Genomic DNA, 15,516 nt, shown 5'->3' with positions numbered 1-15,516 from the left:
GTGGTTATCAATGTCGAAGGCTCGACTTGAGCCCATCGGAGTCAAGTCGCGGACCGGCCGCGCACACGAGGAGACTAGCGATTCACATGACCAAGCAACCCGTGTCCGTCAATGGCGTCGTCCGTTGGAAGGACGTGGGGGTGGACGATCACGATCGGACCGAGACGAAGGACATGAAGATGGGTGTACTCCGCCAGGAAATCGGTGAGGTTCTGCGCAACGTGCGTCAGCGTCAGGGGCGCACGCTGCGCGAGGTTTCCCACAGCGCCCGCGTGTCCCTCGGCTACCTGAGCGAGGTCGAGCGCGGCCAGAAGGAGGCCTCCTCGGAGCTCCTCGCGTCGATCTGCGCGGCGCTCGACATCCCGATGTCCCAGATGCTGCGCGAGGTCGCCGACCGCCTGGCCTACGCCGAGGGCCTGCTGGTCCCCGACACGGTCCCCAGCGACCTCACCGAGCAGTACTCGCGGGAGTTCGGCCGGGTCAACGGCGGCGAGGCCGCCGCGGCCGGCGCCCGCTGACCCCCACGGGCGGCTCCTCCGCCCCCGCACGGCATCCCCGAGGGCCCGCCGGTCGACAGACCCGGCGGGCCCTCGGCCGCTCAGGTGGCAGAATCGACGGGAACCACGGCCCCGCGGGCCGCCGTCGGCCGGCGAGGGCGCCGGCGGACGGCGCGGGGCACCCCGACGAAGGAGGGCGCGTGAGGCTGAGCAGCTTCTGGGAGCTGATGGCCGGTGAGTTCGGCGCGGGCTACAGCAAGGTCCTGGCGCGCGACCTGGTGCTGGGCGAGCTGGGGCACCGCACGGCCAGCGAGGCCCTCGAGGAGGGCGTCGACCCGAAGGCCGTGTGGTTCGCGGTCTGCCGCGCCCAGGACGTGCCCGAGGCGCGCTGGTGGGGCGAGGACCGGCCGCCGCGCGGCTGACGGGACACGCCCCGGCGCGCCCGTGGACCCGCACCGGCTTCGAAGGTATATTCGAAGAGCGGGTGCGGCCTCCACAGCCGGCCCCGGCCCCGGGCCGGCGCTGCGCGCCCGTCCCCAGGCTCCGCGCGAGGCCTTACGGTGTCCGACCGCGCCGATACCGTGGAACACGACAGCACCAGCAAGAACGGTTCCGGCCCACCGGCGGAGCCCCGCGAACACGAGGTGAATCATGGCAGGCAAGGCCAGCACGCAGCGCCCCGACCAGCAGTTCGGCTCCGACCGCGAGAAGGCCCTCGAGACGGTCCTCGCGCAGATCGACAAGAACTACGGCAAGGGCTCCGTCATGCGCCTGGGCGACCGCCCGGCGACGAAGATCGAGACCATCCCCACCGGCTCCATCGCCATGGACGTGGCCCTGGGCATCGGCGGATTCCCCCGCGGCCGCGTCGTGGAGATCTACGGCCCGGAGTCCTCCGGCAAGACCACGGTCGCCCTGCACGCGGTGGCCAACGTCCAGAAGGCCGGCGGCATCGCGGCGTTCATCGACGCCGAGCACGCGCTCGACCCCTCCTACGCCGAGAAGCTCGGCGTGGACACGGACAGCCTGCTCGTGTCCCAGCCGGACACCGGTGAGCAGGCGCTCGAGATCATGGACATGCTCGTGGGCTCCGGCTCCATCGACATCATCGTCATCGACTCCGTCGCGGCCCTCGTGCCGAAGGCCGAGATCGAGGGCGAGATGGGCGACAGCCACGTGGGCCTGCAGGCCCGCCTGATGAGCCAGGCGCTGCGCAAGATCACGGGCCGGCTCTCCCACACGAACACCACCGCGATCTTCATCAACCAGCTGCGCGAGAAGATCGGCGTGTTCTTCGGCAGCCCCGAGACCACCACGGGCGGCAAGGCGCTGAAGTTCTACGCCTCGGTGCGCGTGGACGTGCGCCGCATCGAGACGCTCAAGGACGGGGCGAACCCCGTGGGCAACCGCACCCGTGCCAAGATCGTCAAGAACAAGATGGCCCCGCCCTTCAAGCAGGCCGAGTTCGACATCCTCTACGGGGAGGGCATCTCCACCGAGGGCGGGCTCATCGACATGGGCGTGGAGCACGGCATCGTCAAGAAGTCGGGCGCCTGGTTCACCTACGAGGGCGACCAGCTCGGGCAGGGCAAGGAGAACGCCCGCCGGTTCCTCAAGGACAACCCGGAGCTCGCCGAGGAGATCGAGCGCCGGATCCTCGTGAAGCTCGGGATCGTGGCCGAGCCCGAGCTGGAGGGCGCCGCCGAGGACCAGGACGCGGAGGCCGCCGGGCTGCCCGCCGAGGCCGCCGGCCCCGCCTTCTGAGCCCGGTGACCGAGAGCCCCTACGCACGACGACGCCGCCGGTCCTCCGCCCGCTCCCGCGGGCCGGAGGGCCCGGCGGCGTCGTCGTCCGCGGCCGCCGACCCGGAGCCCGATCCCCGGGAGGTCGCCCGCGCCATCGTGCTGCGCCAGCTCACCGCCTCCGCCAAGAGCCGCAAGCAGCTCGAGGACAAGCTCGCCGACCGCAACGTCCCCGAGGACGTGGCCCGGGAGGTGCTGGACCGCTTCGAGGAGGTGAACCTCGTCGACGACGCCCAGTACGCCGAGCTCTACGTCCGCTCCCGCGCGGGCTCCCGCAAGCTCGCCCGCTCGGCCATCCGGCGCGAGCTCGCCGCGCGGGGAGTCACCGGGGACGCCGCCGAAGAGGCGCTCGGGCAGCGCACCGACGACGACGAGCGCGCGGACGCCGCCGAGCTCGTGCGCCGCAGGCTGCCCGCCGGCGCGGACCTGGACGACCGCGCCGAGCGGGACCGGCTCGTGCGCCGCCTCGTCGGGATGCTCGGCCGGAAGGGCTACGCGCCGGGTCTCGCCTTCGCGGTGGTCCGGGACGAGCTCGCCGCCCTCGGCGGCCCCGGCCCGGACGACGAGCTCGGCGGGGCGTACCCGGACGCCCCCTGACCGGTGACCCGGGGGCGCCGCGTCCCGCCGCGCCCCGTACAATTGACCGGTGATGTCCAGCCCCGCCGCCCTCTCCCCGGACCTGCCCGTGACCTCCGCCGCGCCCTCGTCCCCGCCCTCCGCAGCCGCCGTGCCGCGCTCCTACGAGGTGCGCACCTTCGGCTGCCAGATGAACGTCCACGACTCCGAGCGGATCACCGGTCTGCTCGAGGCCGCCGGCTACGTCCCCGCCGACGGCGGGGAGCCGGACCTTGTCGTGTTCAACACGTGCGCGGTGCGCGAGAACGCCGACAACAAGCTCTACGGCAACCTCGGCCAGCTCGTGCCGGCGAAGAAGCGCAACAAGGACCTGCAGATCGCCGTGGGCGGGTGCCTGGCGCAGAAGGACCAGGACACCATCCTCACGAAGGCCCCCTGGGTCGACGTCGTCTTCGGCACCCACAACATCGGGTCCCTGCCCACGCTGCTCGAGCGCGCCCGGCACAACGCCGAGGCCCAGATCGAGATCCTCGACGCCCTCGAGATCTTCCCCTCCACCCTGCCCACCAAGCGCGACAGCGCCTACTCCGGGTGGGTGTCGATCTCCGTGGGCTGCAACAACACCTGCACGTTCTGCATCGTCCCGTCGCTGCGCGGCAAGGAGAAGGACCGCCGCCCCGGCGACGTCCTCGCCGAGGTGCAGGCCCTGGTGGACCAGGGCGCCGTGGAGGTCACCCTGCTCGGGCAGAACGTCAACTCCTACGGCGTCGAGTTCGGGGACCGCGGGGCGTTCGCCAAGCTGCTGCGCGCCTGCGGGCAGATCGAGGGGCTCGAGCGGGTGCGGTTCACGAGCCCGCACCCCGCCGCGTTCACCGACGACGTCATCGACGCCATGGCCGAGACCCCCAACGTCATGCCGCAGCTGCACATGCCTCTGCAGTCCGGCTCCGACCGGATCCTCAAGGACATGCGCCGCTCCTACCGCTCGGCGAAGTTCCTTGGCATCCTCGACAAGGTCCGCGCCCGCATCCCGGAGGCCGCAATCACCACGGACATCATCGTGGGCTTCCCGGGCGAGACCGAGGAGGACTTCCAGGACACCCTCGACGTCGTGGCGGCCTCCCGCTTCTCCTCCGCCTACACCTTCCAGTACTCGGTCCGTCCCGGCACGCCCGCCGGGGAGATGGCCGACCAGATCCCCAAGGCCGTCGTCCAGGAGCGCTTCGAGCGCCTCGTGGCGCTGCAGGACCGGATCGCCGCGGAGGAGAACCGGGCGCTCGTCGGCCGGCGGGTCGAGCTGCTCGTCACCGCCGAGGCGGGCCGGAAGGCCGGGTCGACCAGCCGGCTCTCCGGCCGCGCGCAGGACCAGCGGCTCGTGCACTTCGCCGTCCCCGAGGGCGCCGAGGCGCCGCGGCCCGGGGACTTCGTCACGGTCACCGTCACCGACGCCGCCCCGTACCACCTCGTGGCCGACCCCCGCGGGCCCGAGGACTACGTCCTGCGGCGCTCGCGGGCCGGCGACGCGTGGGACCGCCAGCAGGCCGCCTCCTGCGGCGTGCCCGCCGCCCCCGGGACCGCCGGGCCCCGCCCCGTGAGCCTGGGCATGCCGAGCCTGCCGGTCCGGTGAGCGCGCAGCACCTCCCGGTCGTCGCCGTCGTGGGGCCCACCGGCTCCGGCAAGACCGCGCTGGGCGTCGAACTGGCCCTGCGGCTGGACGGGGAGGTCGTCAACGCCGACTCCATGCAGTTCTACCGGGGCATGGACATCGGCACGGCCAAGGCCACCGAGCAGGAGCGCCGGGGCGTCCCGCACCACCTCCTGGACGTCCTCGACGTCACGCAGGAGGCCTCCGTCGCCGACTTCCAGCGCGCCGCCCGCGAGCACTTCGCCGGGATCCGCTCCCGCGGCCGGGTCCCGGTCCTCGTGGGGGGCTCCGGGCTGTACGTGCGGGCGGCCCTCGACGTGCTGGAGCTGCCCGGCACCGATCCCGCCGTGCGGGCCCGGATCGAGCGCGAGCTCGCCGAGCAGGGCCCCGGCGCCCTCCGGGAGCGGCTGCGGCAGGTCGATCCCGAGTCCGCGGCGCGGCTGGCGGACGACCGCCGCGTGGTGCGGGCCCTGGAGGTCTGGGAGCTCACCGGCCGCCCGTTCACCTCCTTCATGCCCCGCCGGGAGTACGTCGCACCCACCGTGCAGCTCGGCCTCGACGGGGACCGGGCCGAGCTGCACGCACGCCTGGCCCGGCGGGTCGAGGCCATGGTCGAGGCCGGCCTGGAGGACGAGGTCCGGCGGCTGGCAGCGGTCGGGCTGCGCCAGGGCCGCACCGCCGCCCGCGCCCTGGGCTACGGCCAGTTCCTCGACGTCGTGGACGGCCGCGCCACCGTGGCCGAGGCGGCCGAGGCCACCGTCGTGGCCACCCGCCGCTTCGCCCGCCGCCAGCTCACCTGGTTCCGGGCGGACCCGCGCGTGCACTGGCTGGACTGGTCCGACCCGCAGCTCGTGGAGCGCGCCGTGGAGCTCGTCGAGCGCTCCGCGCCGGCGCCCGGCCGCCCGTAGGGGCGCCGGCGCTCAGCCGCCGGCCGAGCGGCGCAGCCACCACCGGTCCGCGGCGGCCGCCGGGACGATGAGCAGCCAGGCCCACGGGGCGGCCCCGGGATCCCAGAACGCCACCGGGATGCTCAGGGCGAAGACCACCGGCGCCGGCAGCAGCGCCCGCAGCACGTAGCGGTACAGGGCGGCGTCGACCACGGACGCCATCAGCCCGGCGTGCCAGGCGTGGGCCCACACCAGGTTCAGCGACCCGTAGACGGCCGCCGACACCGCGGCGTACAGCACCACCGGCCACGGCGAGCCGCTCCTGCCGTAGTCGCTGAGCAGGCTCGTGGGCATCGGCAGCAGCGCGACGAAGAACAGCGACAGCAGGTTCAGCCACTGCAGGCCCCGGTCGTAGCGGCAGATGACGGTGAACCGCCGGTGGTGGCTCATCCACGCCGTGCCGATCACGGCGAAGCTCAGGACGTAGGCCAGGAACTCCGGCAGGTGCCCCCGGAGGGCGGAGTCCAGCTCACCGGGGGCCAGGTCCGCCGGGATGATGAGCTCCAGCACGAGCAGTGTCATCGCGATCGCGAAGACGGCGTCGCTGAAGAACACCGTACGCTCCGTGGCCTCACCGCTGCCGAACAGCTGCCGGTACCGCTGGGCGGGACCGTCGCGCCGAGCCGCGCCGGCGCCGTGGTCAGCCGCCACCGGGGGCACCCCCCGACCGCTGCGCCGGCGGGGCCGGCCACACGTCGACGACGGGCAGGTCGCCGTCGGTCTCGATGGCGTCCCCGCCCCCGTTGCGGGCGTGGTAGCCGGTGGAGAAGTGGCGCACCACGTGCACCGTGGCCCCGGCCGAGCGCAGCGCCGCGACGACGCGGTCCCGCTCCTCGTCCGTGCGCTCGGCGATCTTGTGCGTGACCTGCAGGGTGAACAGGGACAGGCCCACCCGCCGGTCGAAGGTCGCCGCGCCCAGCAGGTCGACGGCGTAGCCCCCCGGCAGCAGCCACCCCGGCGGGCAGGTCCAGAACCGCACGTGGTGGCGCTGCGCCGGGCTGCCCGCGACCTCCTGCTCGAAGGCCAGGGCCTGCCGGCAGCCGAAGGCGAACAGCGGGCTGAGGGGTGCCGCGGGATAGCTGCGGCGCAGCAGGGACGCCCGGACGATGTGCCAGCCGGTCCGGACGGTCAGCGGGTCCGCCGCGGTCCAGCCGGCGTCGAGCATCGCCGCCCGCAGCCGCGCGGGGGTGCCCACGACGGCCAGGTTGATCGGGTCCCCCAGGAGCCCGTCCGCGGTCCGGGCGCGTCCGATGAAGTAGTCCGGCACGTAGAGCCGGGTGAGCAGCCGGGTCAGCCGCGGCAGCAGCACGTAGGCCGACAGCACCCAGATCAGCAGGAACGCCCACGGCAGGCGCCCGTCGTCGTCGATCTCCTCGAGGAACAGGTGGTACACGCCCCACCCCGCCAGCACGCTCGTGAGCAGGTACAGGACCCGCTGGCCCCACAGCACGGCGGTGGCCGTCACGCCCCGGCGGCCGGGCGCCCGGGGCTCCTCCCCGGCCGGCCGGAGACCGTCCTCGTCCGTGCCGTCGTGCCTGTTCACCTGACGCACCTCGCTCCCGGGCCGGGCGCCGGACTCCGCCGCCTCCCGCGGGCCGGTGGTCGTGCCCTCAGGCTAGTGGGGGCGGGCGCACCGGGGAAGGGGACGGCCCGGGCCCGTGCGGGCCCGCAGGTATCATGACCGGGTGACTTCCGCGCAGCCCGCCACCGCCCACCCCGCCACCGCCCCGGAGCAGACCGTCTGGGGAGAGCTGCGCGGGTGGTCCTTCGCCAAGGGCCACGGCACGGGCAACGACTTCGTGCTCGTCACGGACCCGGACGCGCGGCTCGTCCTCGACGCGGAGCTCGTGGCCCTCGTCTGCGACCGCCACCGCGGCATCGGCGGGGACGGCCTGATCCGGGCCGTGCGCTCGCAGGCGCTGCCCGAGGGCCGGGCCGTCCTGGAGAGCGCCCCGGACGCCGAGTGGTTCATGGACTACCGCAACAACGACGGCTCGATCGCCGAGATGTGCGGCAACGGCGTGCGCGTGTTCGTGCACCACCTCATTAGCCAGGGCCTCGTGGAGGTCGCCGAGGGCGACGTGCTGCGGATCGGCACCCGCGCGGGCGTGAAGACCGTGGGCCGCACGTCGGCGGGCTACGCCGTGGACATGGGCCCGTGGAGCTTCCTCGACGGCGAGGCCGCCCGCAGCCGCGGCTCGGACGCCGTGGTGACCGCCAAGGGGCTGAAGGTGACCCGCCCGGCGCTGTCCATCGGCATGGGCAACCCCCACACGGTCGTGGCGCTCGCCGAGGGGGAGAAGCTGGACCAGCTCGAGCTGCACACCGCCCCGGTCGTGCGCCCCGTCCCGGAGGACGGGACCAACGTCGAGTTCGTCGTCCCCGCGGACGGCGACGACGACGGGGTCGGCCGCGTCCGGATGCGGGTGCACGAGCGCGGCGTGGGCGAGACGCAGTCCTGCGGCACGGGTGCGTGCGCCGCCGCCGCGGCGACCCGCTTCTGGGGCGGGGCCACGGCCCCGGACCAGTGGCTGGTGCAGGTGCCCGGCGGCGTCGTGTCCGTGACGTTCGTCCCGGCGCCGGACGGCTCGGAGCACGTGGTGCTCGCCGGTCCGGCCGTGCTCGTGGCCGTCGGCACGTTCGTCTGAGCCCGGGCGCGGGCCCGAGCCCCGCCGGCGGCCGGCCTCAGCCGCGGCGGGCGACCCGCAGGACCCGGAAGCCCTTGTCCGTGGCGTGCCGGGAGACGGTGTAGTCCCCGCCCAGGGCCGAGGCCAGCCACTGCTGCAGGGAGTCCGCGCCGAGGTTCTTCTGCACCACGAGCCACGCCGTTCCGCCCGGGGCCAGCCGGGGCAGCCACCGCAGCAGCAGCTCGTGCAGCTGCTGCTTGCCGATCCGGATCGGCGGGTTGGACCAGATGGTGTCGAAGCGCCGCTCCGCGGGCACCCGGTCCGGCGCCATCGCCTCGACGTTGCCGAGCCCGAGCGCCGCGGCGTTGTCCCGGGTCAGGGCGAGCGAGCGCTCGTTGACGTCCACGGCGGTGACCCGCGCCCCCGGGGCGGCCGCGGCCATGCTCAGGGCGATCGGCCCCCACCCGCAGCCCACGTCGAGCAGCTCCCGGCCCGCCGGATCGGGAACATTCTGGAGCAGTACGGACGTTCCCTTGTCGAGACCTCGCGGGCTGAAGACCCCGTTGGAGGTCTGCAGCGCCACCTCCCGCCCGCGCAGCACGACGGTCACCGACCGCCGCTGCTCCGGCGTCGAGGGATCCTCCGAGAAGTAGTGCTCGGCGGCCGGGTTGGGAGCGGCCGAGCTCGTTGCGGGATCGGGGGAGTCGGAACGCGGTGCCATAACCGCCCATGCTACCGACCGCACCGGCCGGGCCCGCACCGCCCGCTTCCCCGCCCCTTCCCACCGACGCCCCCGATGTCCGGGGCGGCGACTAGAATCCGTGTACCACCGTCCTTCCGAAAGGAACCATGACCCAGTCTCACAACACCCCTGCCGAGCGCGGCACCGCGACCTCCGCGGTGCCGGCCGACGACGGCCTGAGCCGGCAGGAGCTCGAGGACGTCGTCGAGCGCGTCCTGTCCCGCGCCCGGGCCCGGGAGGCCCAGCACGGCGAGCAGCAGGCCGCGGAGGGCGACGCCGCCGAGCACGACGACGCCGCGGCCCGCGGCACCGGCCGCCTCACCGGCCGCGCCCGGGAGCTGGCCGACAGCGACCAGGAGCACTCCGACCACGACGGCGAGCAGCAGGACCTCGAGGAGCGCCGCGCCCTGCGCCGCGTGGGTGGACTGTCCACCGAGCTCGAGGACGTCACCGAACTCGAGTACCGCCAGCTGCGCCTGGAGCGCGTGGTGCTCGCCGGCCTCTGGACCGAGGGCACGCTCGAGGACGCGGAGAACTCCCTGCGGGAGCTCGCGGCCCTCGCCGAGACCGCCGGCTCCGAGGTGCTCGACGGCATCGTCCAGCGCCGGCTCAAGCCGGACCCCGCCACCTTCCTGGGCTCGGGCAAGGCCAAGGAGCTGCGGGACATCGTCGCCGCGACCGGCGCCGACACCGTCATCGTCGACTCCGAGCTGGCCCCCTCCCAGCGGCGCGGGCTGGAGGACGTCGTCAAGGTCAAGGTCATCGACCGCACCGGCCTGATCCTCGACATCTTCGCGCAGCACGCGAAGTCCAAGGAGGGCAAGGCCCAGGTCGAGCTCGCCCAGCTCGAGTACCTGCTCCCGCGCCTGCGCGGCTGGGGCGAGTCCCTGTCCCGCCAGGCCGGCGGCCGCGCCGCCGCCGGTGAGGGCATCGGCTCCCGCGGCCCCGGTGAGACCAAGATCGAGCTGGACCGTCGCCGCATCCGCACGCGCATGGCCAAGCTGCGCCGCGACATCGCCGCGATGAAGCCGGCCCGCGAGACCAAGCGCCTCAACCGTCGCCGCAACTCGGTGCCGTCCGTGGCGATCGCCGGGTACACCAACGCGGGCAAGTCATCGCTGCTGAACCGGCTCACGGACGCCGGCGTGCTCGTGGAGAACGCCCTGTTCGCGACCCTGGACCCCACGGTCCGCCGCGCGCAGACCCCCGACGGCATCGGCTACACGCTCTCGGACACGGTCGGCTTCGTCCGCTCGCTGCCCACGCAGCTCGTGGAGGCGTTCCGCTCCACCCTGGAGGAGGTCGCCGACGCCGACCTCATCCTGCACGTGGTCGACGCCTCGCACCCCGACCCGGAGGGTCAGGTCCGCGCGGTGCGCCAGGTCTTCTCGGACATCGGCGCGCAGAACATCCCCGAGATCATCGTGTTGAACAAGGTCGACGCGGCGGACCCCTTCGTCGTGGAGCGGATCAAGCAGCGCGAGCGCAACGTCGTGGTGGTCTCCGCCCGCACGGGCGAGGGCCTCGACGAGCTGCGGCAGCGGATCAGCGACTCCATCCCGCGCCCGGAGACGGTGCTGGACCTGCTGGTGCCCTACCAGCGGGGCGACGTAGTGAGCCGGCTGCACGAGTGGGACGCCGAGATCCTGCGCACCGAGCACCTGGCCGAGGGCACCCACCTGCTGGTGAAGGTCCGCGAGGACCTCGCGGCGGAGCTGTCGGAGTTCGTCCCCGGGCACGCCCCCGCCTTCGGCGCCGAGAGCGCCTGAGCGCGTGGCCGCATTCGTGGACGAGTCCGGGCACGACGTCGCGCAGGTGCGCCCGGAGACCCTGCCTGGGGCGGAGGAGGCCCTGGAGCTGCTCGACACCGCCGTGGACGCGATGGGCGGGCAGGTCCGGGACGGCCAGCGGCTGATGGCCGCGAAGGTCGCCGAGTCCCTGGACCGCGGGCGGCACCTGCTCGTGCAGGCGGGCACCGGCACCGGCAAGTCGCTGGCCTACCTGGCCCCGCTCGTGGCCCACGCCCAGGGCGCGGACAAGCCCGTGGTCGTGGCCACCGCCACGCTCGCGCTGCAGTCGCAGATCGTGGGCCGGGACGTCCCGCGCCTGCTCGCCGCGCTCGAGGGCAGCCTCAAGCGCGAGCTCGACGTCGCCCTGCTCAAGGGCCGCAGCAACTACGCCTGCCTGCACAAGCTCGAGGGCGGCTACCCCTCCGACGACGAGCCCGGCGCGCTCTTCGCCCTGCCCGACTCCGCCCCGCACCCCGGGCCCGCGGAGGCGGACGCGAGCGGCGGCCGGCTCGGCCAGGAGGTGCTGCGCCTGCGCGAGTGGGCCCGGGCCACCGAGACCGGCGACCGCGACGAGGTGGTGCCCGGGGTGAGCGACAAGGCCTGGCGGCAGGTCTCCGTCACGGCCAAGGAGTGCCTGGGCCGCAACTGCCCGCTCGTCGAGGAGTGCTTCGCCGAGCTCGCCAAGCAGCGCGCGGGCGAGGCGGACATCGTCATCACCAACCACGCCCTGCTCGCGATCAACGCGTTCGAGGGCGTCACCGTGCTGCCCGAGCACGAGGTCGTGGTCATCGACGAGGCCCATGAGCTCCAGGACCGGGTCACGGGGGCGGTCACGGGCCAGCTCTCGCCGGCCATGGTCCGCTCCGCGGCGGCCTCCCTGCGCAAGCACACGGCCGCGAGCGCCGACTCCCTCACGGCCGGCGCCGCCAACCTCGAGGCCGCGCTGCTGGGCGTGCCGGCGGAGCTGATGCACCGCGGGCTCGACGACGCCCAGGCGGGCGCCGTCGCCCAGATCCGCGACGCCGCGCGCACGGCCATGACCGAGACCAAGGGCGGCTCGGGCGGGGAGAAGGACGGCGACGCCGGGCGGCAGATGGCCCGCTCCCGCGTCAGCGACGTCTTGGAGCTGGCGGAGCGCATCCTCGCCGCCGGGGACTCCCGCGAGGTGCTGTGGGTCTCCCGGCAGGGCGGGTGGGAGCCCGGCCGCGGCTACGTGCCCGCCGAGGACACCGACCCCGCCACCCTGCACGTCGCCCCGCTGTCGGTGGCCGGCACCCTGCGGGAGGGCCTGTTCGACGGGCGCACGGTGGTCCTGACCTCCGCCACCCTGTCGGTCGGCTCCTCCTTCGACGCCGCCGCCGGAGCCCTGGGGCTGAAGGGCGAGGGCGCCCCGGGCTGGGAGGGCGTCGACGTCGGGAGCCCCTTCGACTACCCCAGGCAGGGCATCCTCTACCTCGCCAAGCACCTCGAGAAGCCCGGCCGCCGGCTCACCGACGCGCAGCTGGACGAGATGCTCGCGCTGCTCGAGGCCTCCCGCGGCGGCGCGCTGGGCCTGTTCTCGTCCCGCCGCGCGGCCGAGGAGGCCGCCGCGGCCCTGCGCGGGCGCACCGACCTGCCGATCCTGTGCCAGGGGGAGTCCTCGCTGGCGGGCCTCGTGCAGGAGTTCGCCGAGGACCCGGCCACGAGCCTGTTCGGGACGATGAGCCTGTGGCAGGGCGTGGACGTGCCGGGCGCGTCGTGCCGGCTCGTGATGATCGACCGCATCCCCTTCCCGCGCCCGGACGACCCGCTGTCGACCGCGCGCTCCCGGGCGGCCGAGCGTGCCGGGGGCAACGGGTTCATGTCCGTCTCGGCCACGCACGCGGCCGTGCGGCTGGCGCAGGGCGCCGGGCGGCTGATCCGCGCGGGCGGGGACCGGGGGGTCGTCGCGATCCTGGACTCCCGGATCGCCACCGCCCGCTACGGCGGGTTCCTGCGCGCCTCCCTGCCCCCGCTGTGGACCACCACGGACCGCTCGGTCGTGCTCGGCGCGCTGGAGCGCCTGTCGACGGGCTGACGCCCGGCGGACGGCACCACGGAAGCGCGACGGGGCCCGGCCGGACGGCCGGGCCCCGTCGCGTCCGGCAGGCCCGGCGCGGGCCGGTCAGAGGCTGCGCAGCACCGAGACGACCTTGCCCATCACCGTGGCGTGGTCGCCGAGGATCGGCTCGTAGCGGGTGTTCTGCGGCAGCAGCCACGTGTGCCCGTCGCGCTGCCGGAAGGTCTTGACGGTCGCCTCCTCGTCGAGCAGGGCGGCCACGATGTCGCCGTTGTCCGCGGAGCTCTGCCGGCGGACCACCACCCAGTCGCCGTCGCAGATGGCGGCGTCGATCATCGAGTCGCCCTTGACGCGGAGCATGAACAGCTCGCCGTGGCCCACCAGCTGGCGCGGCAGCGCGAGCACGTCCTCGACGGCCTGCTCGGCCGTGATCGGCCCGCCCGCGGCGATGTGGCCCACGAGCGGGACCATGGTCACGTCCGCCGACGTTGACAGCTCCGCCACGGAGTCCGGGGCCGCCGTGCGCGCCCGGCGCGGGCCGGAGGGCTCCGCGGCGCCGCCCCCCGCGGTGTCGCGCAGCTGCAGCGGGGTCAGGACCTCCATGGCCCGCGGCCGCTTCGGGTCCCGGCGCAGGTAGCCGAGCTTCTCGAGCTGGGAGAGCTGGTGGGTGACGCTCGACAGCGACGCGAGGCCCACGAGGTCCCCGATCTCCCGCATCGACGGCGGATAGCCGCGCTCGGCGATGGAGCGCTGGATGGCCTCGAGGATCGTGCGCTGGCGCGGGCTGAGGCCGCGGGCGCCGCGGCGGCCGGTGCGGGCGGAGTGCGCCCGGGGGTCCTCGGGGTGGGGGGGCTGGGCCATTCCTCGTCGTCCTTTCCCGTCCGGTGGGGCCGGTTGCGGCGCCCGTCCCGGTTCCGATGTCGGACCCGGGTGGTTCCATGGTTGCCGGTCGCCGGGCGCCGGGGGTTCCAGGAGCGCGCCGGACCGCGGCCCGGACATGTCCACAGCCTAGGGGAGTCCGGGTGTGTCTTCAAACATATGTACGAGCGGGCGTCGACATCCTTCGCAGATGCGTGCTAGACATGGATCACCGGTGTTCGAAAGTATGTTCGATCGAATAGGAATCGGCAGATCCGCCCGGTCGGACCGGAGTTCGAGATCGCCCGCCCGCGCGGGACCGTCAAGGAGTGCATGCCATGAGTGCCAGTGCCAGTGCCAGCTTCAGTGCCGCGAAGGCCGCCGCCGGGGTCGGTGCGGCCCGGATCCGCCCGCTCGGCGCCCCGCGCGCCGTCGCGCGGGCCCTGCGCCGCACCCGCTCCACGGCTCCCGCCGCACCCGCGCCGCTGATCCTCACCCGCCGGGGCCGCCTCGTGTTCCTGGGCCTGCCCGTGCTCACCGGTGCCGCGGCCCTCGTGGTCCTCGCCGTGGTGTTCCTGGTGCCCTCCACCGCCACGGCCACCAGCGAGCCGGTCTCCGGGTCCGGGACCGGGCGCGCCACCGTCCATCCCGGCCAGACCCTCTGGGACGTGGCCGTGGCCGCCGACGCCCAGCGGGACCCGCGCGAGGTCATGGACGAGATCGTGGAGCTCAACGACCTCGAGACCTCCGTGCTCCTCGCCGGACAGGTGCTCGAGGTCCCGGCCGCCTGAGCGCGGCGGCCCGCACCCCGGGCGCCCGGACCCCGGTCCGCCGCGCGGGCGCGCCGTCGGGGCGTCCTAAACTGTATGGGTGACGCAGAACCTCGACCGCCTCAACGCCCTCCCCCTGCGCGACAACTTGCGCGGCAAGTCCCCGTACGGGGCTCCGCAACTCGACGTCGCGGTGGCCCTCAACACGAACGAGAACACCCACCCGGTGCCGGAGGACGTGCACGCGGCGATCGTGCGGGAGGTCACCGAGGCCGCCCGGACCCTCAACCGCTATCCCGACCGGGAGTTCACGGCCCTGCGCGAGGAGCTCGCCCGCTACCTGGGGCACGGCCTGGGCGCCGAGCACCTGTGGGCGGCCAACGGCTCCAACGAGATCCTGCAGCAGCTCCTCCAGGCCTTCGGCGGCCCCGGCCGCAGCCTGCTGACCTTCGTCCCCACCTACTCGATGTACCCCCTGCTGGCCTCCGGCACGGACACGACGTTCATCGCCGGGGAGCGCGCCGCCGGCTTCGGGCTCTCCGCGCGCTCCGCCGCCGAGCAGGTTCGCCGGCACGGGCCCGACGTCGTCTTCCTGTGCTCCCCGAACAACCCGACGGGCACGGCGCTGGACGCGGACGTCGTCACGGCCGTGTACGAGGCGGGGGAGGAGTTCAACACCGTCGTCGTGGTGGACGAGGCCTACGCCGAGTTCTCCCACACCGGCACCCCCTCGGCGCTCGGCCTGCTCGAGGGCCGCCCGCGGCTGGTCGTCTCGCGCACCATGAGCAAGGCGTTCGCGCTGGCAGGCGCGCGGCTCGGCTACTTCGCCGCCGCCCCGGAGGTCGCCGACGCCGTGCGCCTCGTGCGCCTGCCCTACCACCTGTCCGCGGTCACGCAGGCCACGGCCCTCGCCGCTCTGCGGCACTCGGGATCCCTGCTGGCCAACGTGGAGGACATCAAGGTGCAGCGGGACCGGATCGTGGACGAGCTCACCCGCCTGGGCCTGGAGCCCGCCGAGTCGGACTCCAACTTCGTCTTCTTCGGCGGCATGGAGGACTCCCGCGCCGTGTGGGAGGCCCTGCTGGCCGACGGCGTGCTCGTGCGCGACGTCGGGATCCCCGGCCACCTGCGGGTCACCGCCGGCACCGAGGAGGAGACCACCGCCTTCCTCACGGCCATGGAGCGGATCGTGTCGGCGGGCTGAGCCCCCCGGAGCCCGGGGCC

The 15,516-nt window shown here is 74.3% G+C and carries 15 protein-coding genes; 11 read left to right on the top strand and 4 right to left on the bottom strand.

Annotated elements, in window-relative coordinates:
* Nucleotides 1-86 precede the first annotated feature (86 nt).
* From M3185_RS12845 to miaA, 6 genes are all read left to right on the top strand, one after another.
* Entirely contained in the window at nucleotides 87-518 is a 432-nt protein-coding gene (locus M3185_RS12845; RefSeq protein ID WP_285859854.1) for a helix-turn-helix domain-containing protein, read from the top strand.
* A 179-nt stretch (nucleotides 519-697) separates the two neighbouring features.
* Nucleotides 698-919 (top strand): DUF3046 domain-containing protein, encoded by a 222-nt coding sequence (locus tag M3185_RS12840; RefSeq protein WP_251334073.1) that lies wholly within the window; start codon nucleotides 698-700, stop codon nucleotides 917-919.
* A 229-nt stretch (nucleotides 920-1,148) separates the two neighbouring features.
* The gene (recA, locus tag M3185_RS12835; protein WP_251334072.1) at nucleotides 1,149-2,261 is read left to right on the top strand and encodes a recombinase RecA; all 1,113 of its coding nucleotides are present in this window, start codon (nucleotides 1,149-1,151) and stop codon (nucleotides 2,259-2,261) included.
* Nucleotides 2,262-2,266: 5 nt separating this feature from the next.
* Nucleotides 2,267-2,896 carry a regulatory protein RecX gene (locus tag M3185_RS12830; protein ID WP_251334071.1) on the top strand — a complete coding sequence of 210 codons (630 nt, stop codon included), beginning with the start codon at nucleotides 2,267-2,269 and terminating at the stop codon, nucleotides 2,894-2,896.
* A 52-nt stretch (nucleotides 2,897-2,948) separates the two neighbouring features.
* A complete protein-coding gene (miaB, locus tag M3185_RS12825; RefSeq protein WP_251334090.1) occupies nucleotides 2,949-4,502 on the top strand; it encodes a tRNA (N6-isopentenyl adenosine(37)-C2)-methylthiotransferase MiaB in 1,554 nt (517 codons plus the stop codon).
* Nucleotides 4,499-5,428: a tRNA (adenosine(37)-N6)-dimethylallyltransferase MiaA gene (miaA, locus tag M3185_RS12820; protein WP_251334070.1), complete on the top strand. Its 930-nt coding sequence runs from the start codon at nucleotides 4,499-4,501 to the stop codon at nucleotides 5,426-5,428. The genes miaB and miaA overlap by 4 nt, the downstream gene beginning before the upstream one ends.
* Before the next feature lie 12 nt (nucleotides 5,429-5,440).
* Here miaA and M3185_RS12815 read toward each other — a convergent pair whose 3' ends face one another.
* Together M3185_RS12815 and M3185_RS12810 are read right to left on the bottom strand one after the other, a co-directional pair.
* Nucleotides 5,441-6,118: a TMEM175 family protein gene (locus M3185_RS12815; RefSeq protein ID WP_251334069.1), complete on the bottom strand. Its 678-nt coding sequence runs from the start codon at nucleotides 6,116-6,118 to the stop codon at nucleotides 5,441-5,443.
* A complete protein-coding gene (locus M3185_RS12810; protein ID WP_251334068.1) occupies nucleotides 6,108-7,010 on the bottom strand; it encodes an LssY C-terminal domain-containing protein in 903 nt (300 codons plus the stop codon). The genes M3185_RS12815 and M3185_RS12810 overlap by 11 nt, the downstream gene beginning before the upstream one ends.
* A 142-nt stretch (nucleotides 7,011-7,152) precedes the next feature.
* Between M3185_RS12810 and dapF the strand changes: the two genes are divergently transcribed.
* The gene (gene dapF / locus M3185_RS12805) at nucleotides 7,153-8,115 is read left to right on the top strand and encodes a diaminopimelate epimerase (protein ID WP_374238510.1); all 963 of its coding nucleotides are present in this window, start codon (nucleotides 7,153-7,155) and stop codon (nucleotides 8,113-8,115) included.
* 37 nt (nucleotides 8,116-8,152) lie between these two features.
* Here the strand turns inward: dapF and M3185_RS12800 are convergent, their stop codons facing one another.
* On the bottom strand, nucleotides 8,153-8,815 hold the full coding sequence (locus M3185_RS12800) for a class I SAM-dependent methyltransferase (protein ID WP_251334067.1): 663 nt from the start codon (nucleotides 8,813-8,815) through the stop codon (nucleotides 8,153-8,155).
* Nucleotides 8,816-8,943: 128 nt separating this feature from the next.
* Here M3185_RS12800 and hflX point away from each other — a divergent pair, with 128 nt between their 5' ends.
* On the top strand, nucleotides 8,944-10,605 hold the full coding sequence (hflX, locus tag M3185_RS12795; RefSeq protein ID WP_251334066.1) for a GTPase HflX: 1,662 nt from the start codon (nucleotides 8,944-8,946) through the stop codon (nucleotides 10,603-10,605).
* 16 nt (nucleotides 10,606-10,621) lie between these two features.
* Entirely contained in the window at nucleotides 10,622-12,682 is a 2,061-nt protein-coding gene (locus tag M3185_RS12790; protein ID WP_374238512.1) for an ATP-dependent DNA helicase, read from the top strand.
* Between the two features lie 87 nt (nucleotides 12,683-12,769).
* Here M3185_RS12790 and lexA read toward each other — a convergent pair whose 3' ends face one another.
* On the bottom strand, nucleotides 12,770-13,525 hold the full coding sequence (gene lexA / locus M3185_RS12785; protein WP_251334065.1) for a transcriptional repressor LexA: 756 nt from the start codon (nucleotides 13,523-13,525) through the stop codon (nucleotides 12,770-12,772).
* 335 nt (nucleotides 13,526-13,860) lie between these two features.
* Between lexA and M3185_RS12780 the strand changes: the two genes are divergently transcribed.
* Both M3185_RS12780 and M3185_RS12775 read left to right on the top strand, forming a co-directional pair.
* Nucleotides 13,861-14,313 (top strand): LysM peptidoglycan-binding domain-containing protein, encoded by a 453-nt coding sequence (locus tag M3185_RS12780; RefSeq protein ID WP_251334064.1) that lies wholly within the window; start codon nucleotides 13,861-13,863, stop codon nucleotides 14,311-14,313.
* Between the two features lie 79 nt (nucleotides 14,314-14,392).
* Nucleotides 14,393-15,496 (top strand): histidinol-phosphate transaminase, encoded by a 1,104-nt coding sequence (locus M3185_RS12775; protein WP_251334063.1) that lies wholly within the window; start codon nucleotides 14,393-14,395, stop codon nucleotides 15,494-15,496.
* Nucleotides 15,497-15,516: the final 20 nt, after the last annotated feature.

The organism is Kocuria rosea (assembly GCF_023715525.1).
GTDB lineage: Bacteria > Actinomycetota > Actinomycetes > Actinomycetales > Micrococcaceae > Kocuria > Kocuria rosea_A.
The sequence above is the reverse complement of the archived record's forward strand: the minus strand, read 5'-3'. Positions and strand labels throughout refer to the sequence as shown.

Bases quoted from the DNA above. Each gene is read 5' to 3' on its own strand.
- M3185_RS12845 (WP_285859854.1), top strand. From the start codon at position 87: ATGACCAAGCAACCCGTGTCCGTCAATGGCGTCGTCCGTTGGAAGGAC.
- recA (WP_251334072.1), top strand. From the start codon at position 1,149: ATGGCAGGCAAGGCCAGCACGCAGCGCCCCGACCAGCAGTTCGGCTCC.
- miaB (WP_251334090.1), top strand. From the start codon at position 2,949: ATGTCCAGCCCCGCCGCCCTCTCCCCGGACCTGCCCGTGACCTCCGCC.
- M3185_RS12800 (WP_251334067.1), bottom strand. From the start codon at position 8,815: ATGGCACCGCGTTCCGACTCCCCCGATCCCGCAACGAGCTCGGCCGCT.
- hflX (WP_251334066.1), top strand. From the start codon at position 8,944: ATGACCCAGTCTCACAACACCCCTGCCGAGCGCGGCACCGCGACCTCC.
- lexA (WP_251334065.1), bottom strand. From the start codon at position 13,525: ATGGCCCAGCCCCCCCACCCCGAGGACCCCCGGGCGCACTCCGCCCGC.
- M3185_RS12780 (WP_251334064.1), top strand. From the start codon at position 13,861: ATGAGTGCCAGTGCCAGTGCCAGCTTCAGTGCCGCGAAGGCCGCCGCC.